This is a genomic window from Arthrobacter sp. PL16 (assembly GCF_035985055.1).
Taxonomy (GTDB): Bacteria; Actinomycetota; Actinomycetes; order Actinomycetales; family Micrococcaceae; genus Arthrobacter_D; species Arthrobacter_D cheniae.
In genome coordinates this window covers 16,853-39,665 of record NZ_JAXCIC010000005.1, presented here as the reverse complement: position 1 = coordinate 39,665, position 22,813 = coordinate 16,853, and the positions used below count along the sequence as shown (strand labels likewise).

The window sequence follows — 22,813 nt, the reverse complement described above, 5'->3', positions numbered from 1 at the left end:
CATGAACCCTCAGACCAGAATCGCCGTTCCTCCCTGCGCGGAAGCAGGAGCTCCCAGCCCCCTCGCCAAGACAGGCCGTCCCCTGAAATGGGGTGTTATCGCGACCGGAGGTATCGCCTCGAAGGTCACCGCGGACATCGCCCTGCTCGAGGACGCCGTGCTCCATGCGGTCAGCTCCCGCAGCGCGGACAGCGCCGCGGCCTTCGCCGAGCGCTTCGGTTTCGCCACCAGCTACGGGAATGACGACGGGGTGGCGGGCTACCAGCGGCTCGTGAACGACCCCGAGGTCGACGTCGTCTATATCACCACTCCGCACGGCCAGCACTACGACGTGGCGAAGGCCGCGCTCACAGGTGGCAAGCACGTCCTGTGCGAGAAGCCGTTCACCATCAACGCAGCAGAAGCGGAGGAGTTGGCTGCTCTTGCTGCAGATCGCGGACTGTTCCTCATGGAAGCTGTCTGGACCCGCTTCCTGCCGAGCGTCAACCGTGCCTGGGAAATCATCCACTCCGGGGAGCTCGGCGACATCCGTTGGGTCCAGGGCGACCTCGGCTTCACCGCCCCCGATGACCCTACGAGTCGCCTGTGGGATCCGAAGGCAGGCGGTGGCGCCCTGCTCGACCTCACGGTCTACCCGCTGACCTGGGCCCTGGGGTCACTCGGATTCCCTGACTCCGTATCTGCTGTCGGAACGCTGAACAACGACGGCGTCGACCTGCAGAACGCGGTGACGCTGAGCTATGAGGGTGGAGCGTATGCCCAGCTGTCGTCGTCGTTCATCGCCTCCTGTCCAGGACAGGCAACGGTCTGCGGATCAAAGGGCTGGCTCAAGACCGGCGGTGGCAATCTCCACAATCCCAAGGAGCTCACCGTAAAGGTTGGCCAGGGCGAAGCCCGCGTAGAGCAGTTCGAGCAGGTCGGCGCCGGGTATACATACGAGCTACGCGAGGTGACTCGCTGCATCCAGGAAGGCCTCACCCAGAGCCCCACGATGCCCGTCAGCGACACGGTGAAAACCATGCGCCTGCTGGACGGCATCCGTGCGCAGATCGGTCTGAGCTACGTGAACGACGCAGCCTGATCGTCAATCCCACGCCGAAGGACGGGCCCCCGCAGCACACGCTGCAGGGGACCCGTCCTTCCCTGTAGTCAGGGGCTGGTTTCGCCTAGACGCCTGACTTCGAGCGGCGTGCGGCTATCAGGCCGCTTACGCCGCTGAGCAGGAGGAGCGAGCCGAACAGCAGGATCTGCTGCTCGTTGAAGCCTGTCGTAGCAAGGGCCTTCGGCGTACCAGGTGCCGACGCTGCCGGAGCTGCTGCGGGGGTGGAACCCCTCACTGAACTGCTCGCCACGGAGACCGTCCCTGTCGGAACACCGGTGGTACCCACGAGAACCGAACGTGGGACCGTAGTTCCTGCAGGAGACCCGGAATCCGAGTCGCTGCTGCCACCTGTGCCCCCGTTACCGCCCGTTGTGGGATCGGTCGGAGTAGGCGTAACCGGCGTCGTCGGAGTTGTCGGCCTTGTCGGCGTTGTCGGCGTAGTCGGGGTTGTCGGCGTGACCGGGCCGCCGGTCGAACCGGTCGTGCACTCCGAAGCGCTGTCACCGATGAGGGTGAGACCGTTGCAGCTCACATTGACCGGCGCGCTGATGACGGGCGAGAGGACGTTCCCGTTCGCGATGCCACCATCGACAAGACCACCGTCCGTTGAACCACCGGTGTTCCCACCAGTCGAACCACCAGTGCTGCCACCGGTCGAACCGCCAGTGCTGCCACCGGTGGAACCGGTCCTGCAATCCGAAGCGCTGTCACCGATCAGGGTGACACCGTTGCAACTCACATTGACCGGGGCCGTGATAACGGGCGAGACGACATTCCCGTTCGCAATGCCACCATCGACAAGACCACCCTCGGTCGAACCACCAGTGCTCCCACCAGTCGAACCACCAGTGCTGCCACCGGTCGAACCGGTCGTGCAATCCGAGGCATTGTCACCGATTAGGGTGACACCGTTGCAACTCACACTGACCGGCACCGTAATCACGGGCGAGACCACATTCCCGTTCGCGATACCGCCATCGAGCAGGGCACCATCACCGGGAACCGGGACAGGAACCGGGACAGGAGCCGGGGCTGTACCGCCGGTCGAACCGGTCGAACCTGAAGTGCTCGTCGCCGAGGAATCGCCGATCACGGACACCGAATTACCGGACACATTCACCGGCACCACGACCTCCGGGGAAACTACATTCCCCGTCAGCAAACCGCCATCGAGCAGGGCACCATCACCGGGAACCGGGACAGGAACCGGGACAGGAACCGGGACAGGAACCGGGACAGGAGCCGGGGCTGTACCGCCGGTCGAACCGGTCGAACCTGAAGTGCCCGTCGCCGAAGAATCGCCGATCACGGACACCGAATTACTGGACACATTCACCGGCACCACGACCTCCGGAGAAACCACATTCCCCGTCAGCAAACCGCCATCGAGCAACCCGCCGGCCGCCGAACCTCCGAGCAGACCACCATCGCTGCTGCCTGGATCGGCGTCCAAGGCTGCAACGAGATCGACGGAACCGTTGAGGGAACCGGCTGTCGCTTCGATGATCGAGCCGCTGGTCGTGCCCAGCTGAAGCGGTGCTGTGATGATGACGCCGAGGTCGCTTTCAGCCCCCGCAGTGGAGGGTGTAGGCAGGTCCGCAGCTGTCGCCGCTCCTGCTCCGAGGACGACGACGCCCCCGGCTAGAAGGGCCCCGTAGAGCCCCCGCTGCATGCATGTACGCATGATGTTCTCCTGTAGATCAAAGTGGTGTGGAGGTGCATTCAGCACCGATAGCCGTCAGCCGCGCACGAAGGCGCGGCGAGGCCACCACTAATCAGGAGATGAGCCCGGATCGAAGCTGGGGCTGGTGGGAAGGCCGGCCGTCGCCGCGCGACGGCCACGATCCACGAACAGAACAACGACGAGGAGAGCCGATGCGCCAATGGCCGCGATCGGTGCCGAAGAACCGCCGCCGGTCATGGAGGCAGCAACACCGGCGAAAGCGGCGAGAGCTCCGTAAAGGGGCGCTGGGGCAGCATCCGACGACGCCACGAGATGCGTCAGGACGGGAAGATTCGCGTCGTCGAGAGAACTGAGCACCAACGACGTCGGAACTGCGAACGTCCCCGCCCCGGTCGCTGAGTCATCGGCTGCGGCGCGGGCATTCACGAAATCGGGCGCGATCACGGCACCGCTCAGCCGGACATCATTCAGGGCGGGCAGCACACCGGAGTCCGGAGTCGATACGACGATCGGCATGGCGGGCTCCAAGGCTGGCTGAGGAGCCTCCGGCACCGCAACGGCGTCGGCCACCGAGCCTACGACCTCCGGCACCACGACGTCCGTGATCGGAACAATCTCAACGACATCCGTGACGGGAGGGACCCCCCCGAGCACTGGCTGGGCGACGCCGCCGATGACTCCGTCCACGGCCTCCACCACGGGAGCGATTACCTCGGTGACCGTTCCGGCCGGGACGTGCTGATGCACGATCGGGACGTGCGCGGCCAGATGATCGACCGCCGCCGTCACGGGAGAGAGGACGGTCGCGGCGGGCTGGGAAAGAAGCTGAGGTACTTGGACCGCTGGGACCCCGGCCAGGACAGACGGGACGGCGGAGGGAGACGGTGTAACGGCGGTGGCTGCTGTGGCGAGCGGTGCTGTGATGCCTGGCAGCTGAGAATCGGTGGGGGCGATCGTCGCGACCACGACGCTCGAGGTCGACTCGACGAGACCGACTCCGGCGGGATCCTGTGCGGCGGATGCGCCTGAGGTGCCGAATGCCATCCAGCCGAGTGCACCTGCTCCTGCAAGGAGTGACAGGCGCACAGTGGAAGGGAGAGACCGACGCTTTTGCATCTTCACTGCACCTTCACCCCCAGGCTGAGACCGTGGAGCAACCATAGACCGGAACCACAGGCACTGTAAATGAAAACGTCCAAACAAAATCAGCCGCTGCACCGCGCAAGCGGTACAGCGGCTGTTCGTGGTGCGGGTGGAATCTACCGAGCGAGGATCGCGAGAACCTCGGACAGCTTGGCGGATGGACGCATGACCTGGGTGACCTTCGTGACGTCGGGGTGGAAGTATCCTCCGATGTCGGCAGGCTGACCCTGCACGGCGAGCAACTCGGACACGATGGTGTCCTCGTTGCCTGTCAGGGCCTCTGCCACGCGCGCAAAGCTTTCGGCCAGGTCAGCGTCCTGATCCTGCTTGGCCAACTCCTCGGCCCAGTACCGGGCGAGGAAGTAGTGGCTGCCGCGGTTGTCGAGCTCACCGACACGGCGACTGGGCGACTTGTTCTCCAGCAGGAACGTCCCGGTTGCACGATCCAGGGTGTCGGCGAGGATCTGTGCGCGGGCGTTACCCGTCGTTGTCGCCAGGTGCTCGAAGCTGACGGCCAGGGCGAGGAATTCGCCGAGGCTGTCCCAACGAAGGTGGTTCTCCCTCACGAGCTGCTGCACGTGCTTCGGAGCGGATCCGCCGGCACCGGTCTCGAAGAGCCCGCCGCCGTTCATGAGCGGCACGACTGAGAGCATCTTGGCGCTGGTGCCGAGTTCGAGGATCGGGAAGAGGTCGGTCAGGTAGTCGCGGAGGACGTTGCCCGTCACCGAAATGGTGTCCGCGCCCCGCCGGATGCGCTCGAGGGTGAAGGCCGTCGCATCGACGGGCGTCATGATCTCGAGGGTGACATCGTCGGTGTCGTGTGCGGTCAGGTACTCGTTGACCTTCGAAATCAGGTTCGCGTCGTGCGCGCGTCCCTCGTCGAGCCAGAAGACGGCCGGCGTCGCGGAGGCGCGGGCACGGGTGACGGCGAGCTTCACCCAGTCGAGGATGGCCGCATCCTTCGTCTGGCACGCGCGCCAGATGTCGCCCGGTGCGACGTCGTGCTCGATGAGGACGGCGCCCTCGGCGTCGAGGACCTGCACTTTGCCCGGTGCCGTGATCTCGAACGTCTTGTCATGGCTGCCGTACTCCTCGGCGGCCTGCGCCATGAGGCCCACGTTCGGAACGGTGCCCATGGTGGTCGGGTCGAAAGCGCCGTTGGCGCGGCAGTCGTCGAGCACGACCTGGTAGATCCCGGCGTAGCTGCTGTCGGGAATGACGGCGAGCGTGTCCGCTTCCTGGCCGTCGGGGCCCCACATGTGCCCGGAGCTGCGGATCATCGCCGGCATGGACGCGTCGACGATCACATCACTCGGGACGTGCAGGTTGGTGATGCCCTTGTCGGAATCGACCATCGCGATTGCCGGGCCGTCCTCCATACCCTTCGCGATGGCCTGCTGGACGCCCTCGCGGACCTCCTCGGGGAGCTTGTCGAGTCCACTGAGGATGGAGGCCAGACCGTTGTTCGGGCTGAGGCCTGCCTTAGTGAGCTGCTCGCCGTAGCTCGCGAAGAGCTCGGGCAGGAAGGCGCGGACCACGTGGCCGAAGATGATCGGGTCCGAGACCTTCATCATCGTGGCCTTCAGGTGGGCCGAGAACAACACGCCCTCGTCCTTCGCCCTGGCGACCTGCGCCTCGAGGAAACTGTTCAGCGCAGCGGCCCGCATGACCGTTCCGTCGACGACCTCGCCCGCGAGAACGGGGAAGGAGCCCTTGAGCGTGGTGACAGTTCCGTCCGCGCCGACGTGCTGGATGCTCACGGTGCCGTCGGCCGGTATGACGACGGACTGCTCGTTCGAGCGGAAGTCGTCGCTCGTCATGTGCGCGACGTTCGTCTTCGACTCGGGCGTCCACGCTCCCATGCTGTGCGGATTCTGGCGTGCGTAGTTCTTCACGGACGCAGGAGCACGGCGATCGGAATTGCCCTCACGGAGGACGGGGTTCACGGCACTGCCCTTGACCTTGTCGTAACGGGCCCGGACGTCCTTCTCCTCGTCAGTGGAGGGGTGGTCGGGGTAGTCCGGCAGCGCGTAGCCCTGGCTCTGCAGCTCAGCGATGGCCGCCTTCAACTGCGGGATCGAGGCACTGATGTTCGGCAGCTTGATGATGTTGGCGTCCGGCGTCTTCGCCAGTGCGCCGAGTTCGGCGAGCGCATCCGCCATCTGCTGGTCCTCGGTGAGGCGATCGTTGAACAACGAGATGATGCGTCCCGACAGGGAGATGTCCCTGGTCTCCACCTCGACGCCCGCCGTGGAGGCGAACGCCTCGATGATCGGGAGGAACGAGTAGGTAGCCAGCATCGGCGCTTCGTCGGTGTGGGTGTAGATGATCTTGGCCATGGGTGGCGTCTCCCTGGTGCTCGTGCGTTGTGCGGTTGGTTGGGGGTTGCCCATCGGCTCTAACCTACCGAGATCCTTCAGGCTTCGCCTAACGGCGCGGGCCCCGGAACCACGGCGTTGACGGGCGGTGTGGGCAGGTCGCCGGGCCGCATGGCCGCCCGGCTACCTGCTCGATACATCAGTGGAAGAACTCCACCTATCAGTGGAAGAAGTGGCGCGCGCCTGTCAGGTACAGCGTGACTCCGGCGGCGTTCGCCGCGTCGATGACCTCCTGGTCCCGGACGGAACCACCGGGCTGGACGACGGCGCGGACACCTGCATCGAGCAGGATCTGGAGTCCGTCCGCGAACGGGAAGAAGGCGTCGGACGCCGCGACGGAGCCGCGTGCCCTCTCGGTTTCGGCGAGGGAGTTGGCCCGCTCGACGGCGAGGCGGCACGAGTCCACGCGGTTGACCTGGCCCATACCCACCCCGACCGAGGCACCGTCTGCGGCGAGCAGGATGGCGTTCGACTTGGCGGCTCGGCAGGCCTTCCAGGCGAAGCTGAGGTCGGCAAGGGTCTTGTCGTCCGCGGGATCACCGGCGGCGAGGGTCCAGCCCGAGGGGTCGTCCCCGTCGGCGTCGAGCGTATCCGCGACCTGCATCAGGACTCCCCCTGACACCTGGCGGAACTCGACCGGATTCCGGCCGTATCCCTCCGGCAGCGTCAGGAGCCGGATGTTCTTCTTCTGCGAGAGGATCTCCACCGCTTCCTCCGAGAACGACGGCGCGATCACCACCTCCGTGAAGATGTCCTTCACTGCGCGGGCCATGCCTGCCGTGACCTCGCGGTTCGCGGCGATCACGCCGCCGAATGCCGACACCGGGTCGCAGGCGTGGGCTTTGGCGTGCGCATCGGCGATCGGGTCCTCGGAGTCCGCCGAGCCGACGGCGACGCCGCACGGGTTGGCGTGCTTGATGATCGCGACGGCGGGCTCGTCGAAGTCGAAGGCGGCGCGGAGTGCAGCATCGGCGTCGACGAAGTTGTTGTAGCTCATGGCCTTGCCGTGGAGCTGGTCCGCCTGGGCAATACCCGGCGTGGCACCCTTCTCGACATAGAGCGCGGCCTGCTGGTGCGGGTTCTCGCCGTACCGCAGCACCTCGGACCGCTCGAGGGCGAGGCCCGCGTAGCCGGGCCAGGTGAAGCCGTCGTCGTCGGTGTCGAACTGCTCGGCGGTCCAGGAGGCGACGGCCGTGTCGTACGCCGCCGTGTGCGCGAAGGCGAGGGCTGCGAGCCGGCGTCGTGCCTGGAGGTCGAAGCCGCCCTCCTCGGCAGCGGCGACGACGTCACCGTACAGGGCGGGATCGACGACGACCGCGACCGAGGGGTGGTTCTTCGCTGCGGACCGGACCATGGCCGGCCCGCCGATATCGATCTGCTCGACGACGGCATCGGGTTCAGCACCCGAGCGCACCGTCTGCACGAAGGGGTACAGGTTCACCACCACGAGGTCGAACGCCTCGATATCGAGCTCGGCCAACTGGTCGATGTGCTCCTGGCGACGCCGGTCGGCGAGGATGCCTGCGTGCACCTTGGGGTGCAGCGTCTTCACGCGCCCGTCGAGGGTCTCCTGGAACCCGGTCAGCTCGGACACCTCGGTGACCGGGACGCCCGTGGCCGCGATGCGCTGCGCCGTCGAACCGGTGGACACGATGGAGACACCCGCGCGGTGCAGGCCCTCCGCCAATTCCTCCAGGCCGGTCTTGTCGAACACCGAGATCAATGCTCGGCGGATGGGGACACGGTCAAGGTGGATCAGGCTCACGCAGATCTCCGTCAGTAGAGCGTCGCTGGGGGTCGCCCACAAGTCTATAGGCCGGCTCCCGATGATCCGCGTGGTGGCGGGGTGGACGGGCAGCGGGTGCCCCGATGCTTGGCGGTACAGTTCTCGCAGTACCCGGCCCCCTCCACGAAGGCATCATGAGCATCAATACGCAGCTCCCCACCGGCGACCAGGTGGTCCAGGACCTCCCCTGGCGCTGGAAGGTCCAGGGGAAGATCTTCCTCATCGGCGGCCTCGGCTTCATGTTCGACGCCTGGGATGTCACCCTCAACGCCTACCTCATCCCGCTCCTGATCGGCGACTGGGGCCTGACCTCGGGCCAGTCCGCGTGGATCGCCACGTCGAACCTGATCGGCATGGCGGTCGGCGCCTTCGCCTGGGGGTCCGTGGCAGACCTCATCGGACGCAAGCGCGCCTTCACCCTGACGCTGCTCGTCTTCTCGGTCTTCACCGTGCTCGGTGCTTTCTCGCCCGACATCGTCTGGTTCTGCATCTTCCGGTTCCTGGCAGGTTTCGGCCTCGGCGGATGCATCCCGGTGGACTACGCGCTCGTCGGCGAGTTCACCCCGCGGCGCCAGCGAGGCCGCGTCCTTACCGCGATGGACGCATGGTGGCCCGTGGGCGCGTTCCTCTGCGGAGCCGTCACGACGGCGATCGTGGCACAGACCGGCGAGTGGCGCTATGCGATGCTCGTCATGGTGCTACCCGCCCTGCTCGTCTTCTGGGTGCGGCGCGGAGTCCCCGAGTCCCCGCTCTACCTGGTGCAGCGCGGGCGGCGCGAGGAAGCCCGGGCGGTCATCGACGACCTCGTGGCACGGACCGGCGGCGAACAGCGTGAGTGGCGCCTCCCCGATCCCGAAGAAACGCCGAAGCTGTCCATCGGCAGCATCTCCGGGCAACTCACCGGGCTCTGGCGCTACAACTGGCGCATCACGCTGACGGCGTGGAGCCTCTTCCTGACGATCCTGCTCGTGTACTACGGCGCGCTGACCTGGATGCCGCGCATCCTCATCGCCTCGGGCTACGCGCAGTCCGTCGCGTTCATCACCACCACGTTCATGACCGGCGTCGGATTCCTCGGCGTCATCGCCGCAGCCCTGCTCGTGGAGCGCGTGGGCCGCAAGTGGCTCCTTGCGATCACGGGGCCGGGATCGGCGGCGCTCCTCGTGGTCTTCGCCCTGACGCTCGACCTTCCCGCGGTCGCGACGGCCTGGCTGCTGGCCTTCGGCTTCGTGGTGCAGGTAGCGATTCCCGTCCTCTACACCTACGTCTCCGAGCTGTACCCGACGGAACTGCGGGGCAGCGGATTCGGGTGGGCATCGACCATCTCACGCATCGGGGCAGGCCTCGTGCCGCTGATCTTCGGCAGCCTCCTCTGGCCCTACCTCGGCCTTCCGCTCACGTTCGCGCTGACGGGTGGACTCGTACTCCTCGCCGTCGTGTTCATGGCCTTCAACGCCCCCGAGACGCGGAGCGCCAAGCTGCGCTGAAGCTCGTCAGGGACCTGCAGGACGCGCAGGAGGGGTGCCGCCGTGGCGGCGGGCACCCCTCCTCTTCCTTTTCCGGGTGTCGCTACTCGGGCAGTTCCGCGTCCGGCGTCTCCTCGAGCGAGGTGACCTTCCAGGCGCCATCGGTGTAGCGGATGCCGGCGGTGTAGATGGTTCCCTCCGGCGAGAACGGACGCTGCTCGCTGACGGAGCCGTCCTCGGCGAACTCGGTATAGGCATCGGGGTTCACGGGGATCAGCGCGGTGACATCTGCACCTTCAACGACTTCCTCCTCCGGCGTGGTCAGGAGCACGTTCTCCACCTTCGGCTGACCGCCGAGCACCCAACCGCCGTCGTCGTACACGCCCTGGAGTCTCTCCGCCTCGGCCTGCTCGCTCGCGGCGCCGTCCACGAGCTCGACCATCGCGGCGGCATCACCGGTCTGGAGCACGTAGGCCTTCAGATCGAAATAGTAGTAGAGGAAGGCGCGGGCACCCTCGGGGGTCGCCTCACCGACGAGGTCATTGGTGGCGGGCCGCTGGATGTTCGCAGCAGCCGCCGTCGAACTGGCGGGTGCGGGTTTCGTCTCGGCCGAGGTCGCAGGCGTGGACTCGGAGGCGCCGGCACAACCGGTCAGTGCCAGCAGGGTGACGGCGGCTGTTGCCGCGATACGGGAGAGGTTCATGGTGGTCCCAACAATGCTCGGAGAACGGACGTGGCCTAGGGTCTCCCTCACCTTACCGGTGCCCAAGGCAACTTCCCTCCCTCCGGGCCGTCGTCCGATCGACTCTTCCTGTGACATGCGACACTGTGCTGGCAGTCGGTGCTCGACTTCCCGTTCCAGGCCGCAGCCCGGGGCTACGCCTCACAGGGCGCATCGGCGTCCGGCCGGGCCTGATGGTCCCGGCCGTCGTCGCGCGCCAAGGCCCGGGAGGGCTGAGTCCTAGAGCCAGTCCCTGCGCTTGAACGCCCAGTACAGGCCGGCCCCCATGCCCACCATGAGCAGGAGCGCGAACGGATAGCCGAGAGTCCAGTGCAGCTCGGGCATGAGGTCGAAGTTCATACCGTAGATCGACGCGATCAGGGTGGGTGCGAAGAGGATGGCGGCCCAGGAGGAGATGCGCTTGACCTCCTCACCCTGCGTCAGCGATGTCTCCGTGAGCCGCGTCATCTCCTCGTTCTGCCGCTGCGCCACCAGCGTGGAGTGGACCGTCAGCGCGTTCTGGAGCAGGGTGCGGAACGTATTGACACGCTCGACGACGCGGATCACGTGGTCCTGTACGTCGCGGAGGTTCCGGCTGAGCTCGGGATCCATCTGGTACTTCTCGGATCCGCGCAGCAGTGCTTCCATCATGGACTGCAGCGGCTGGGTGGCGCGCTGGAAGAGGATGACCTCGCGGTGCAACTCGTAGATCCTGCGCGACACGTCGGGTGCGCCCCCGAACAGCTCGTTCTCTATCTCGTCGATGTCGTTCTCGAGGCCCAGCACCACGGGCTCGTACTCGTCGACGACCTGGTCGAGCAGTGCGTAGAGCACGGCCTGGGGTCCGGTACCGAGGAGGACGGGATCCGCCTCCAGCCTCCGCCGCACGATGCCGAGATCCGGTGATTCCGCGTGCCGGATGGTCACCACGAAATCGGGGCCGATGAAGATATGCAGCTCGCCGAACTCGACCTTCTCCTCGGCGTCGAGATAGCGTGCGGGCCGCAGGACCACGAAGAGGGTGTCCTCGTAGCGTTCGAGCTTGGCGCGCTGGTGCCCGTTGGTCGCGTCCTCGACGGCGAGGGTGTGCAGCCCGAACTCCTGCGCCACCGCGCTGATCTCCTCGCGCTCGGGCCGGTACAGTCCGATCCAGCCCATGCCCCGGCTGTCGCGCATCAGTTCGAACGTCTGGTCGAGTGTCTCCGGATTGATGCGCTTCTTTCCGTCGACGTAGACGGCGTTGGCGACCAGGGGCATCTCAGGCACCCCTCGCGTTGTCGGTCCGGGAGGCCCGCACGAAGAGATCATCCCCGACGGCAAGATCGCGGAGCGTCTCGATCAGGAGCCGGCGCTCCTCGACCTTGATGCGCTGGTGCAGGGTGTCCTCCGTGTCATCGGGCAGCACGGCAACGGCTGTCTGGGCGAGGATGGGACCGGTGTCGACCCCGGCGTCGGCGATCATCACGGTGCAGCCTGTCACCTTGACGCCGTAGGCGAGGGCGTCTCGGACGCCATGTGCGCCCGGGAAACTCGGCAGCAACGCCGGATGCGTGTTGAGGTAGCGGCTCGGGAACCGGTCGAGGAAGTGCTGGTCGACGATCCGCATGAAGCCCGAAGAGACGACGTAGTCCGGCTCGTAGGCGGCGACGGCCTCCGTGAGGGCCCGGTTCCAGTCCGTCCGCTCCGGATACTCACGGAAGTCCACCTCGAAGGTGGGAATGCCGGCGTCAGCAGCCCGCTGCACGCCCCCCGTGCCGCGGCGGTCCGCGCCGACCGCCGAGATGGCCACGGGAAGGGTGCCATCAGCGACGGCGTCGATCACGGCCTGGAGGTTCGATCCGGTTCCGGAGACGAGGACTACGATGCGCATGGCTCAACCTTATGGTCTCTCCTCGCCTAGGGTTGAACCATGCAGAGGGAGCAACGATGACGCGGCAGGGCAACGGACAGGGCCGGCATAGTTCGGTAGGAAGCGGACGTGCAGGGCACGACGACGACGCGGAAGTCCGCGCCACGGCGTCCGCGCGGACGTGGCTCCGACTGTTCCTGCTGGCACTGCTCTGCGGGGTGCTGACGAGCAGTCTCATGCTGCCGTGGAAGGTGCTCGCCCTCGTCTTCTCGCTCTTCGCCCTCGCGTCCGGCGTGGTCGCGCTCGTCAAGGCGATCAAGCTCAAACTGCCACGGCTCGTAGTGCTCTCGACCTCGCTCGGCCTCGCAGCCTCCCTCTTCCTCGCGGCGGGCACGGCGGCGTCGGTTCTACTGTGGCCCGTGACACAGACCTATGAGGACTGCATGTCGCGCGCCCTGACCCTGCAGGCTGAGAGTGAGTGCCAGGACGGCCTGCAGCGACTCGACGGCCTGGGCTAGTCGCCGGCACGCTTATCGCCCAGAGCCGGCGGTGGTCTCCCGTCTACCGTGCGGCAGGCGCGCCGAGCCGGCTCCCGATGCGCCGGCGTGAGCGGCGGTTCGCCACCGTCAGCGGCGGCGCGGCTCCCGCTCCAGCAGGGGCCCGACGGCGTGACCGAGGAGGGCGCCCACGGCCACTTCGAGCCCGAGCCACAGACCGACGGCCAGCGGATCGGGGCCGAGCTCGGTGAAGCGCCCGAGTCCGAGCGAGGCACGGGACACCAGTGCCACGAAGGCGCCGCCCAGCCCGGCGGCGATCCCGATGAGGACGGCGAGCGCCAGGGTGGACGCCGTCGAGGTCAGCCACCGCTGGGGACTGCGCAGGACGAGCCATTCGTCGAAGTGGTTCTCCCCTTCGCGGAAGAACCACCATCCGGCCAGGAGTCCTGCGAGGACGGGGATGGCGAGGGCGGCATAGCCGTAGTCGAGGGTGCCTGCCGGCAGCGCGCCGAGGATGGGCAGGGCGGGCAGGGGCCCGACTGTGCTGCCCAGAGGGGTGAGCGAACTGCCCGTACCGAGCGCGAACCCGGCGCCCGTGGACCAGGACATGGTCCAGACCGCGAGATTGGGCAGGAGCCCGAGCTGGAACAGGGTCACCACGGAGGCGCCGGCAATGCCGCCGTCGAGCCGTTCGTAGATTGCCGCGATTCCTGCCCAGCTCAGACCGATAGCCACAGCGAGCAGAGCCGCGGAGAGGGACAGCGCGACCATCACGGCGAGGAAACCCGAGCGGAGGATGGACCACACGTAGGAGCCTGCCCAGCGTGAGTGCTGGCTGGTGCGGCCGACCCAGGCTGCGGCATCCACCCCGACGAGACGGCTCCAGGCGCCTGCCTCACGGTAGGCGCCGGTGATGAGTCCGATGCCGGCGGCGACCGGCGGAACGAGGGCGCCCGCGATGAGCGGTGCGGAAGCATCGGGGGTGATGGACAGGTAGGCGACGCCGGCGCCGATCAGGGCGTAGGTGACGAGGGCTCCAAGCACGGCCTGCCACAACTGGTCCGTGTACGAGGCCCGCGCGAGGCGCCGTCCTGCGCGCCAGGCGAGCATCAGCGGCACGAGTACCAGGCCGAGCGGGACCACGTGCATCAGGCCGGTCGCGGCCTCGTTCCCCGCGATGCCCGCCGGGAACTGCAGCACCAGCGGCACCCCATGCATCACGAGCCACCCCTGGCCCGCGAGCCGCGCCGCGGACTCCGGCCCACGGTCCGCGAAACCCCCGGTAAGCCAGACTGCGGCGACCGGGAGCGCGACGAGCAGGGCCGAGATCACGGCGGCCTGCCCGAGTTCGAACGCTCCCTGCAGCCACAGGGGCATGGGAAGGGCACGGGGTTTGGTGGGGAGTTTCATCACCTCCATGGTGCCACCGGCACCCGCCGCGGTGGACGAACGACTCGGGCACCATCCACTCGCGGTCGCCGCCTGCGGAATTTACGGGTGCGTCGTCCTCACGCCCCGGTTCAGCCGAACAGGTCGATCAAACCCTTGATGACGGCGAGCCCTGCGCCGACGAAGGCGACGACGATGACGAACAGCCGCGCCTGGTCGTCCCGGACGAAGCGCCCGAGTTTTTCACCCGCGAAGATCCCCGCGACGATGGCGGCTCCGATCGCGCCCCACATCCACGGCGCCAGGACCGGCGCCTGCGACGGATCGATGAGCAGCTTGGTGATCAGCGTCACGAGTCCGATGCACACGAAGAAGGGTTGGAGCGTCGCGGCGAACGGCCGCTGTGGCCATCGGGAGAGGAGCGCGTAGGCGCTCACAGCGGGACCGCCGACGCCTGCCATCGAATTCGTCACTCCCGCCGTGAACCCTGCAACGGCCTTCGGCAGATTCCCGCGCACCACGACGTCGGAGCGCTGCAGCACGAGGGAGATCGTCAGCGCCACGAGCACCACTGCTCCGACGGTGACGGACAACGGCGCCGAAGGCACGGCGACCGCGAGGATGGAGCCGGGGACGGAGCCGAAGATCGAGGGCACGACGAGCCAGCGGAACATGCTCCAGTCGATCTCCTTCCACACCCGGCCGACGATGATGGCCGAGGAGACGACCCCACAGATGTTGACGAGGAGGACGCCGGCGTGCGGTCCGAGGATGATCACGAGGAACGGCGCGATGAGCAGGGCGAACCCGAGGCCGGCGATGCGCTGCGCCACCGCCCCCACGAGGATGGAGAAGAGCACGATGCAGAAGATCCCGAGAGTCACCCGAGCTACAGTACGCCGGGGCAACCAACCCACGTGCGGCCAAGGACCGCACCACCGGCGGTAGCCTGACACCATGACGGCTCTTACCAGCGCACTGGCGACGGCGGATTGGCGCCGGCGCGTCTTCGGCCTCTACGACGACGTCCGCGGGCGCGCCGCGTCCGACTCCCCCGAGTCGGCTCACGCCCTGTGGCGGTCGGGGCGCGACGAGCTGTTCCGCGCACATCCGGCGTCGGCTCTGCAGGCCAGTGCGAAGGCGGCCTTCACCGGGCTGGAGATCGCGCCCTACGATCCGGCGTTCCGCTTCGAGGCGCTCGTGGACAGTGACGGCGCGGGTGAGGTGATGGACGTGGCGACCGGGACGGACGGCGTCGTGCCCTTCCACCGACTCGGGACCCTGGTGCTGCCGGGGCTCGGGAAGCTGGCCCTGTGGAAGCTGGCCTCCTACGGGGGCGGACTCTTCCTCCCCCTACGCGACGCGACGGCCGGCAAGCCTGGGGGCACTTACGGCGGTGGGCGCTACGTCCTCGACACGATCAAGGGGGCGCACCTCGGCGAGGGACGAGTTCCCGGCAGTCTGGTCGTCGACCTCAACTTCGCGTACAACCCGTCCTGCGCCTATGACGAGCAGTGGGCCTGCCCGTTGCCGGGCCCGGACAACCGCCTGGCGGACGACGTCCCGGTCGGAGAGCTGTACCGGTCCTACTGACCAGGAGCGGCTCCACTCCCCGTCGATAGTACGTAGGCTTACAATGTCGGCACCGAGGCTGGCGGCAGCCCACCGAGGAGTGCGAACGATGAGCAGAACCACATGAAGCAGAAGCCGGTGGACCAGGAACGAACGAAGCAGACGCGGCTGCATCGCACCCCCATCGACGCGGCACTGTGGCGCCGCCGCTCCGAGGTTCCGCTCATCATCGGGGCCATCCTCTACCTGGCGGCCTATTCGATCCAGGTCACCGGTGACCCCGACCCTGCAGTAGGCCGGCTCCTCGAGGGCATCATCTGGGGCGTGTGGTGCCTCTTCCTCGTGGATTACCTGGTGAGTCTCCTCCTGGCGCCGTCGCGGGGTCGCTGGTTCATCCGGCACCTGCACGAACTCGTCATCCTCCTGCTTCCCATGCTGAGGCCACTCCGGCTGCTCCGGCTCATCCCCCTGCTGCGCGTCCTCAACCGATCGGGCGGGGACGCCCTGCGCGGGCATATCGTGCTCTACGTCATCTCCGCCATGACGGTGCTCGGATACGCGGGTGCCCTGGCGGTGCTCGACGTCGAACAGGACGTTCCGGGCGCGACCATCGTCACCCTCCCCGACGCCCTCTGGTGGGCGCTGACCACCGTGACGTCCGTCGGTTACGGCGACTACTACCCCGTGACAGGTGCCGGCCGCCTCGTGGCGGCCGGCCTCATGATCGGGGGAATCGGGGTGCTGAGCGCGGTCACCGCGGCGTTCGCCTCCTGGCTCGTGGAGAACGTCGGAACGGCACGGGCCGAGGCGGAGGCCACCGCCTCCGATACCCGGATGCAGGACCAGCTGACGAGCGTGAGCCTGCAGATCGACACCCTTACACGTCAGCTCGCCCACGGCTCCCACCCACGGCACGACTCGGAAGACTGACCGGGCGCAGTGGTGGGAAACCGATGGCCCGACTACACCTCATCGACGCAACCCTGAACCCGATGGCCGGGACGCTGGACTGCATCATCCTGACGGGGTATGGTGCCCGTTCGCATCCGCCCAGTGGTCCTAGGCCCTATCATTAGGAGCGTCACCCACCCACTTCCGGAGGTTCCGATTACAGACACGGCCGCGCAACACGACGTTTATTTCGGTGCACCCGAACCGGAGAATGAAGCCGAAATCCTCGAATCGGCGTCGCGCGCGGCGGTGGCCCGCTTCGAGGGCCGCTCGGACATCACGACCATCAAGCGGCGCTTCACGCTGATCAACCAGGACCGCACGCCGCACCAGGCCATGGTCGAGGACCTGCTGCTCATCCGCGCGGCCCTCGACAAGGCCGGTATCGGCTTCCTCCTGGTGCGCGGCAACGACCAGCGCCCCGTCATCGCCGTCGACCTGGCCGATCGGGAGAGGCTCCGTGCCGCGCTGGTGGAGGCGTGCCGCGATGAACCGTTCTACTCACGCACGGTCGACACCAAACGCCGGACCACCCTGCTCGTCAGCGACGGCGAACTCTCCAAGAGCGGGAAGGCGCGGATCTTCCGCCTGTTCCGCCCCCGCATAGAACCCCTCGGCGGACTCGCCTACGGGCCCTCCGCCGGCGTGCAGATCGAGCTGTGGACGCTCGACGCCACGTCGATCGAACTACCCGTCGAGAACTCCCTGACGCGCCGCACCCTTCCCGCCGCCGAAGTGGTGCGCGGCGAGGTGGAACGCCACGGCCTTACCTGGCCCACGATCGACAACATGTTCGCCGACCATGCCACGGACATAGATTTCGACATCGACCTGGTGTTCTCCTGGGTGGACGGCAGCAGCCCCGAGTACCTGGCGGCGCGGGCGGCGCGCATGCAGGGCGTGGTGGTGGGAGAGGGCGACGACCACGAGGCCCGCTACCGCCAGATCGACGAGCTCAAGTACGCGCTCCGATCGGTATACATGTTCGCGCCGTGGGTTCGCCGCGTCTTCATCGCCACCGATTCCGACCGGCCGGCCTGGCTGGCGAAGCACCCGTCCGTCACGTTCGTGCGCTCTGAGGAGCACTTCAAGGACCCATCCGTCCTTCCCACGCACAACTCCCAGGCCGTGGAGGCGCAGCTCCAGCACATCCCCGGTCTGTCGGAGTACTTCCTCTACTCGAACGACGACATGTTCTTCGGGCGGCCCGTGGCACCGGACATGTTCTTCTCCCCCGGCGGGGTGACGAAGTTCATCGAGGCGGACACCCGCATAGGACTCGGTGAGAACGACGCCGAGCGCAGCGGCTTCGAGAACGCGGCGCGCGTCAATCGCCGCCTCCTGCACGAGCGCTTCGGCCGCATCACCACGCGGCACCTGGAGCACACGGCCGCTCCCCTGCGAAAGAGCGTCCTGCTCGAGATGGAAGCGGAATTCGTCACGGAGTTCGCGGCGACGGCGGCATCCCGCTTCCGGGCCAAGGACAACATCTCGGTGACCAATTCCCTGTACCACTACTACGCACTGCTGACCGGCCGTGCCGTCACGCAGGAACTGGCGCGCGTCGGGTATGTCGACACCACGCAGCGCTCGGGCCTGAAGAGCCTCAACAAGATGCTCGACAAGCGGAACCACGACTTCTTCTGCCTCAACGACGGCAGCTTCCCCGAAGTGGGGGCCGAGGAGCGGGCCCGCCTCGTTACGGACTTCCTCGAGAAGTACTTCCCGGTCAAGGCTCCCTGGGAGATCTAGGCGCCCTGCAGGGTGTCGGCGCGACGTGCAAAACTGGCGCCATGCAGACCTTCCTGCCGTATCCGGACTTCGCGGCGAGTGCACGGGTACTGGACCAGGCCAGGCTCGGCAAGCAGCGCGTCGAGACCCTGCAGGCCCTGCGGGCCCTGGTGATCCCCGACTACGGATGGCGGCAGCATCCAGCCATCCGGATGTGGATGGGGTATGTTCCGGCCCTCACGGTGTACGGCCTCGCGATGGTGTCGGAGTGGGTCTCGCGGGGTCACGCCGACTCGACCCATCGCCAGATCCTCGAATTCGCCCCGCACGTGCTCGACGATCCTGATGTGCCGATGCCGCCGTGGCTCGGCGAACCAGCACTCCATGTGAGCCACCAGTCCAACCTGATCCAAAAGGCGCCGGACATCTACCGGAGCAGATTTCCCGGCATCCCCGAGGACCTGCCCTACTTCTGGCCCCCACCCGAGGAGGAGCGCATCCCCTCCGAGCCGGAGGGCCGCCGCCTCTGGGTGTGGCGCGCGGCCTCGCATCCGCCCGAGGGCGACGCGACGCTGCTCATGCCGCCCGAACCGCCGGGAGGGCGTGCCGCACCGAAGTGGGAACGCCAGCTCCATACGTTCGAGGAGGCGGTGGAGGACGGCGACGCCGTGGCCATCGCCGATCCCGACGGCGAACACTTCCGGACCGGGCACGTCGGTCCGGTGCTGATGCATGAGGACGGGCTGATCCGGGCAGCCCGCCTGCATGGCTGGCTGCGTCGTTCGGACTTCGACCCGCCGGCCCTGCTGCAGGATCCGCGGACTCTTTTCAGCGTCGGCCTCCCGGAGTCCCTCAGGACCTGATCCGGGAGGCTCCTTCGGCCGAAGGGTCGAAGGAAGCTCCGGGGAACTGCTACGCCGAGGCGAACTCCCGTGCCCGGCTTCCTTCCGCGATGACCACGCCATGGGCCTCGAGCCGCCGTCGGGTCTCCTCGCGCGGGACGATCTCGCCCACCGTCGCATGCCGCCCCGCCGGAACCACCGAGTGGACGATCGTCTCCTCGTACACGTGCACGAGATTGTAGGACTGCGCCCCGTCGCGCCCCCGGGAGCCGCCGCCGTCGAACATGAGGTCCTGGGTGTAGCAGGTGGCACTGGCGACCGAGACGGGAACGCCCGCGAACATCGCCGTCGTCGAGTAGTGGAGGTGCCCGGCGAGGATGGTGCGCACATCCGAGCCACGGACGACGTCGGCCAGTGATCGCTGATCCCGGAGCTCGACGAGGACGGCGAGGTCCTGGACGCTGGGGACCGGCGGGTGGTGCAGGGCGAGGATGGTCCCGTGCGGAGCGGGCACCACGAGCTCGTGGGCCAGCCAGCGGAGCTGCTGCTGCGTGAACTCGCCGTGGTGGTGACCGGGGACGGTCGAGTCCATGGTGATGATGCGGAGCCCGTCGATGAAGTGGACGGCGTCCACCGGAGCGTCCGGAGGGGAGACCGGGGGCCGCTCGTCGAGGAGTCCCGCCCGGAAGGCGGCGCGGTCGTCGTGGTTGCCCATGGCCCAGATGACGGTTGCGCCGAGCCGGGAGGCTGCCGGATCGACGATGGCGCGGAGCTTCGCGTAAGCGCGTGGCTCCCCCTTGTCCGCGAGGTCACCGGTGAAGACGATCGCCTGGGGCCGTGCTCCCGATGCCTCGAGGTCGTCGAACACCTCACGGAGCCGCTGCTCGCTGTCCACGGCGCCGTAGAGCGGAACATTCCCCCCGAGCAGGTGCGTGTCGCTCATGTGCAGGACGAAGTGCTGAGGCCGGGGGTGTTCTGCTGTCCGGGAGACCATGAAACCTACTCCGATAGCCGATGGGTCACGCTTAGCTGCTTGCCATCAAAGCAGAGGAGCACCGGATCTTCGTGAACTCACTACGGCAGGTCGAGAAACATTGTGGAAACACACGCAGCCGGCGGCGACGGAATGAGTGGCGGGCCGGCACCACCCGCCGTAGGCTCACAAGCGGACCAACCACACTGCATCGAAAGGCACCACCATGGGATTCCGCCCCAGCCACGTTCCGCTCCGCCTGACCACGGGCGCCTTCATCCTCAACTCCGGCCTCGGTAAGACGAACCTCGACGAAGGATCGGCCGGCTACATGCAGGCCATGGCGTCCAAGGCCTTCCCCCAGATCGGCCAGCTCGAGGCCCAGCAGTTCGGCAAGATCCTCGCCGCGTCGGAAATCGCCGTCGGCTCGGCACTGCTGGCCCCCTTCGTGTCCAGCAAGCTGGCCGGCCTCGGGCTCCTCGCCTTCTCGGCGGGCATGATGACGATGTACTTCCGCACGCCCGAGCTGACGCAGGAGGACGGTGTCCGCCCCACCCAGGACGGCACCTCCGTGGCGAAGGACATCTGGTTGGTCGGCGTCGCCCTGTCGCTCCTGCTGGATCGCAAGAAGAAGTAGGCACCCGACGCACCGTGGCTCCGCCGGCCGGCGGAGCCACGGTGCACTCAGGGGCAGGGCCGGAGAGCCCGGTCCACCACGAGACGGCGCGGAAGGGGACCCAGGACCATGTGCGGACGATTCGTCATCGCAGGCAACAAGGCTGACCTGATCGACGCTTTCGAGGTGGACGAGTCGGTGGAGGACGAGGTCGAACCGTCCTGGAACGTGGCCCCGACCGATACCGTGCAGCTCGTCGTCGAGAGGCTGGATCCGGAGACCGGCGAGCTGACGCGGTGGCTCGAACCCGCGCGCTGGGGCCTCATCCCGTCCTGGGCCAAGTCCGCGTCCGTTGGATCCCGGATGATCAATGCGCGCAGCGAGACCCTCCTGGAGAAACCGTCCTTCCGTACCGCGGCCCTGAAGCGGCGCGGGATCGTTCCCGCGGACGGCTACTACGAGTGGCGGAAGAACGGCGACGGTTCGAAGACCCCCATCTACCTGCACGGCCCGGACGGCACGCACCTCGGATTCGCCGGGCTGTACGAGTTCTGGCGCGACCCGGCGACCGCGTCCGAGGAGCATCCGAAAGGCTCCTGGGTGGTGAGCTGCAGCATCATCACCCGCCCCGCGAGCGACGCCCTCGGCGAGATCCACGACCGTACCCCGGTGATCGTTCCCGCCGAACTGCGAGGCGACTGGCTCGACCCCCGGAACGACTCCCGGCCGGCGGTGCAGGAACTCCTCGACGCCATCCCTGATCCCCACCTGGTGCCGCGGCTGGTCGGACCGCGTGTCGGCTCCGTCCGGAACAATGGCCCTGCCCTCATCGAACCCCTTCCCTGTGACATCACGGCCGACGCCGAGCAGCAGACGCTGCTCTAGAGGGCCGGCGGCCCCTCCCTACCGCTGTAGGGCGCGCGCGGGGGCGGCGGCTGATCGGCGATGTACTCGTTCACGGCGAGCGCGAGCATGTCACGCTCGAAAGCGGGAAGCAGCAGTGAGCTGTAGAGGTAGGCGTCGACCTCCTCCTCCCCCGCGTTGCCGCCGAGGCTGAAGTACCGGAGCCAGAGTTCGTAGGTGGAGAGCGCCGTCGAACGGAACGCATCGCACGTGCGGCGCTGCTGCTCCTGCTGGCTCATGCGCGTCGTCATCCCCATGCCTTCCGCAGGCCCGCCCGACACAGGTACGGCACCCGTCCGTGTCCACGGCCGCGCCGTCGTCGTGCGTGTCCTGTCGTTCACAAGGTAGCGAGGCAGCGCCGAAAAGGGAACCCCGTGGCCTGGGTGCCGGGTTCCTTGTCGCCGCAGGCCGCCATGCCTAGGGTCGGGACCAGGTGACCAGCGAAGGAGACGCATGATCAGGACGGACATCGCACCGGGGATCCACTACCTGGAGCACGCGCGGACGAACGTCTACCTGATCGAGGACGACGACGGCGTGCTCCTGGTGGACACGGGTCTGCCCCGGTCCACGGGCCTCCTGCTGGAGGGCCTCAGCCGCATACACCGGTCCATCGGGGACGTCAGGGCGATCATGCTGACCCACGGGCACTTCGACCACGTGGGCACGGCCCGATACCTGCGGTCCCGCTACGGCATTCCCGTCTACTGCCACCCCGACGACGCCTACATCGCCGCCCACCCCTACAGCTACGAGCGGGAGCGATCGCCGTTCCTCTATCCGCTGAGGTATCCCCGCGCCATCCCCGGGCTCCTGCGGATGACGGCTGCCGGCGCAATCGCGGTCAAGGGCGTGGAGGACACCCTTCCGCTCACCCCCGAAGCAGCGGCCGCCCTCCCGGGGGCTCCGCTGCTGGTTCCGACCCCTGGCCACACGAAGGGCCACTGCGGCCTCCACTTTCCCGACCGCGACGCCGTCGTCAGTGGTGACGCCCTCGTGACGCTGGACCCCTACACGGGACGTCCCGGCCCGCAGATCGTGGCAAGGGCCGCGACGGCGGACACCGCGACGGCGCTGAAGTCACTGGATGCACTGCGCTCGACGTCGGCGAGAACGGTGCTGCCCGGTCATGGCTTCCCCTGGCGGGCGGGCGTCGAATCAGCGGTCGCGCAGGCCCTCGACGTCGGCGGGCACTAGGCGCGGAGATCCT

The 22,813-nt window shown here is 67.6% G+C and carries 21 protein-coding genes; 10 read left to right on the top strand and 11 right to left on the bottom strand.

Annotation, left to right across the window (positions count from 1 at the left end; translation table 11 throughout):
* The first annotated feature begins 1 nt into the window (after position 1).
* Positions 2–1,081: a Gfo/Idh/MocA family protein gene (locus tag RCH21_RS11320; protein ID WP_326964453.1), complete on the top strand. Its 1,080-nt coding sequence runs from the start codon at positions 2–4 to the stop codon at positions 1,079–1,081.
* A gap of 85 nt (positions 1,082–1,166) precedes the next feature.
* On the opposite strand, the gene RCH21_RS11315 is transcribed toward RCH21_RS11320, so the two are convergent.
* The 4 genes from RCH21_RS11315 to purH form a co-directional block, all read right to left on the bottom strand.
* Positions 1,167–2,786, bottom strand: a complete 1,620-nt coding sequence (locus RCH21_RS11315) for a chaplin family protein (RefSeq protein ID WP_326964452.1) — start codon at positions 2,784–2,786, stop codon at positions 1,167–1,169.
* A gap of 87 nt (positions 2,787–2,873) precedes the next feature.
* A complete protein-coding gene (locus tag RCH21_RS11310; RefSeq protein ID WP_326964451.1) occupies positions 2,874–3,830 on the bottom strand; it encodes a hypothetical protein in 957 nt (318 codons plus the stop codon).
* Positions 3,831–4,045: 215 nt separating this feature from the next.
* Positions 4,046–6,268 (bottom strand): NADP-dependent isocitrate dehydrogenase, encoded by a 2,223-nt coding sequence (locus RCH21_RS11305; RefSeq protein ID WP_326964450.1) that lies wholly within the window; start codon positions 6,266–6,268, stop codon positions 4,046–4,048.
* A 199-nt stretch (positions 6,269–6,467) separates the two neighbouring features.
* Positions 6,468–8,072, bottom strand: a complete 1,605-nt coding sequence (gene purH / locus RCH21_RS11300; protein WP_326964449.1) for a bifunctional phosphoribosylaminoimidazolecarboxamide formyltransferase/IMP cyclohydrolase — start codon at positions 8,070–8,072, stop codon at positions 6,468–6,470.
* A 155-nt stretch (positions 8,073–8,227) separates the two neighbouring features.
* Between purH and RCH21_RS11295 the strand changes: the two genes are divergently transcribed.
* Positions 8,228–9,580: an MFS transporter gene (locus RCH21_RS11295; RefSeq protein ID WP_120148366.1), complete on the top strand. Its 1,353-nt coding sequence runs from the start codon at positions 8,228–8,230 to the stop codon at positions 9,578–9,580.
* An 82-nt stretch (positions 9,581–9,662) separates the two neighbouring features.
* Here the strand turns inward: RCH21_RS11295 and RCH21_RS11290 are convergent, their stop codons facing one another.
* From RCH21_RS11290 to purN, 3 genes are all read right to left on the bottom strand, one after another.
* Complete coding sequence (locus RCH21_RS11290) at positions 9,663–10,262, bottom strand: DUF6318 family protein (RefSeq protein ID WP_326964448.1); 600 nt, start codon at positions 10,260–10,262, stop codon at positions 9,663–9,665.
* Between the two features lie 258 nt (positions 10,263–10,520).
* Complete coding sequence (gene corA, locus RCH21_RS11285; RefSeq protein ID WP_120148368.1) at positions 10,521–11,537, bottom strand: magnesium/cobalt transporter CorA; 1,017 nt, start codon at positions 11,535–11,537, stop codon at positions 10,521–10,523.
* A 1-nt stretch (position 11,538) separates the two neighbouring features.
* Positions 11,539–12,150 carry a phosphoribosylglycinamide formyltransferase gene (gene purN, locus RCH21_RS11280; RefSeq protein ID WP_326964447.1) on the bottom strand — a complete coding sequence of 204 codons (612 nt, stop codon included), beginning with the start codon at positions 12,148–12,150 and terminating at the stop codon, positions 11,539–11,541.
* Positions 12,151–12,206: 56 nt separating this feature from the next.
* Here purN and RCH21_RS11275 point away from each other — a divergent pair, with 56 nt between their 5' ends.
* The gene (locus RCH21_RS11275) at positions 12,207–12,647 is read left to right on the top strand and encodes a hypothetical protein (RefSeq protein WP_326964446.1); all 441 of its coding nucleotides are present in this window, start codon (positions 12,207–12,209) and stop codon (positions 12,645–12,647) included.
* Positions 12,648–12,755: 108 nt separating this feature from the next.
* Here the strand turns inward: RCH21_RS11275 and RCH21_RS11270 are convergent, their stop codons facing one another.
* Together RCH21_RS11270 and RCH21_RS11265 are read right to left on the bottom strand one after the other, a co-directional pair.
* Entirely contained in the window at positions 12,756–14,036 is a 1,281-nt protein-coding gene (locus RCH21_RS11270; RefSeq protein WP_442784701.1) for a cell division protein PerM, read from the bottom strand.
* Between the two features lie 110 nt (positions 14,037–14,146).
* Positions 14,147–14,899 carry a sulfite exporter TauE/SafE family protein gene (locus tag RCH21_RS11265; RefSeq protein WP_235830607.1) on the bottom strand — a complete coding sequence of 251 codons (753 nt, stop codon included), beginning with the start codon at positions 14,897–14,899 and terminating at the stop codon, positions 14,147–14,149.
* A gap of 73 nt (positions 14,900–14,972) precedes the next feature.
* Between RCH21_RS11265 and RCH21_RS11260 the strand changes: the two genes are divergently transcribed.
* The 4 genes from RCH21_RS11260 to RCH21_RS11245 all read left to right on the top strand — a co-directional run bounded on the left by RCH21_RS11260 (position 14,973) and on the right by RCH21_RS11245 (position 19,132).
* Positions 14,973–15,608, top strand: coding sequence for a DUF1684 domain-containing protein (locus RCH21_RS11260; protein WP_326964444.1), 636 nt, complete (start codon positions 14,973–14,975; stop codon positions 15,606–15,608).
* 102 nt (positions 15,609–15,710) lie between these two features.
* Positions 15,711–16,517, top strand: coding sequence for a potassium channel family protein (locus RCH21_RS11255; RefSeq protein WP_326964443.1), 807 nt, complete (start codon positions 15,711–15,713; stop codon positions 16,515–16,517).
* 243 nt (positions 16,518–16,760) lie between these two features.
* Complete coding sequence (locus tag RCH21_RS11250) at positions 16,761–18,290, top strand: stealth family protein (protein WP_442784707.1); 1,530 nt, start codon at positions 16,761–16,763, stop codon at positions 18,288–18,290.
* A 41-nt stretch (positions 18,291–18,331) separates the two neighbouring features.
* Complete coding sequence (locus tag RCH21_RS11245; RefSeq protein ID WP_326964442.1) at positions 18,332–19,132, top strand: MSMEG_6728 family protein; 801 nt, start codon at positions 18,332–18,334, stop codon at positions 19,130–19,132.
* Positions 19,133–19,181: 49 nt separating this feature from the next.
* Here RCH21_RS11245 and RCH21_RS11240 read toward each other — a convergent pair whose 3' ends face one another.
* The gene (locus RCH21_RS11240; protein WP_407923719.1) at positions 19,182–20,054 is read right to left on the bottom strand and encodes a phosphodiesterase; all 873 of its coding nucleotides are present in this window, start codon (positions 20,052–20,054) and stop codon (positions 19,182–19,184) included.
* A gap of 256 nt (positions 20,055–20,310) precedes the next feature.
* Here RCH21_RS11240 and RCH21_RS11235 point away from each other — a divergent pair, with 256 nt between their 5' ends.
* Positions 20,311–20,721, top strand: coding sequence for a hypothetical protein (locus RCH21_RS11235; protein ID WP_120148375.1), 411 nt, complete (start codon positions 20,311–20,313; stop codon positions 20,719–20,721).
* A 108-nt stretch (positions 20,722–20,829) separates the two neighbouring features.
* A complete protein-coding gene (locus RCH21_RS11230) occupies positions 20,830–21,585 on the top strand; it encodes an SOS response-associated peptidase (protein ID WP_326964440.1) in 756 nt (251 codons plus the stop codon).
* Here the strand turns inward: RCH21_RS11230 and RCH21_RS11225 are convergent.
* The gene (locus RCH21_RS11225) at positions 21,582–21,854 is read right to left on the bottom strand and encodes a hypothetical protein (RefSeq protein WP_326964439.1); all 273 of its coding nucleotides are present in this window, start codon (positions 21,852–21,854) and stop codon (positions 21,582–21,584) included. The genes RCH21_RS11230 and RCH21_RS11225 overlap by 4 nt on opposite strands.
* Before the next feature lie 202 nt (positions 21,855–22,056).
* Here RCH21_RS11225 and RCH21_RS11220 point away from each other — a divergent pair, with 202 nt between their 5' ends.
* Positions 22,057–22,800, top strand: a complete 744-nt coding sequence (locus RCH21_RS11220; protein ID WP_326964438.1) for an MBL fold metallo-hydrolase — start codon at positions 22,057–22,059, stop codon at positions 22,798–22,800.
* Positions 22,801–22,813: the final 13 nt, after the last annotated feature.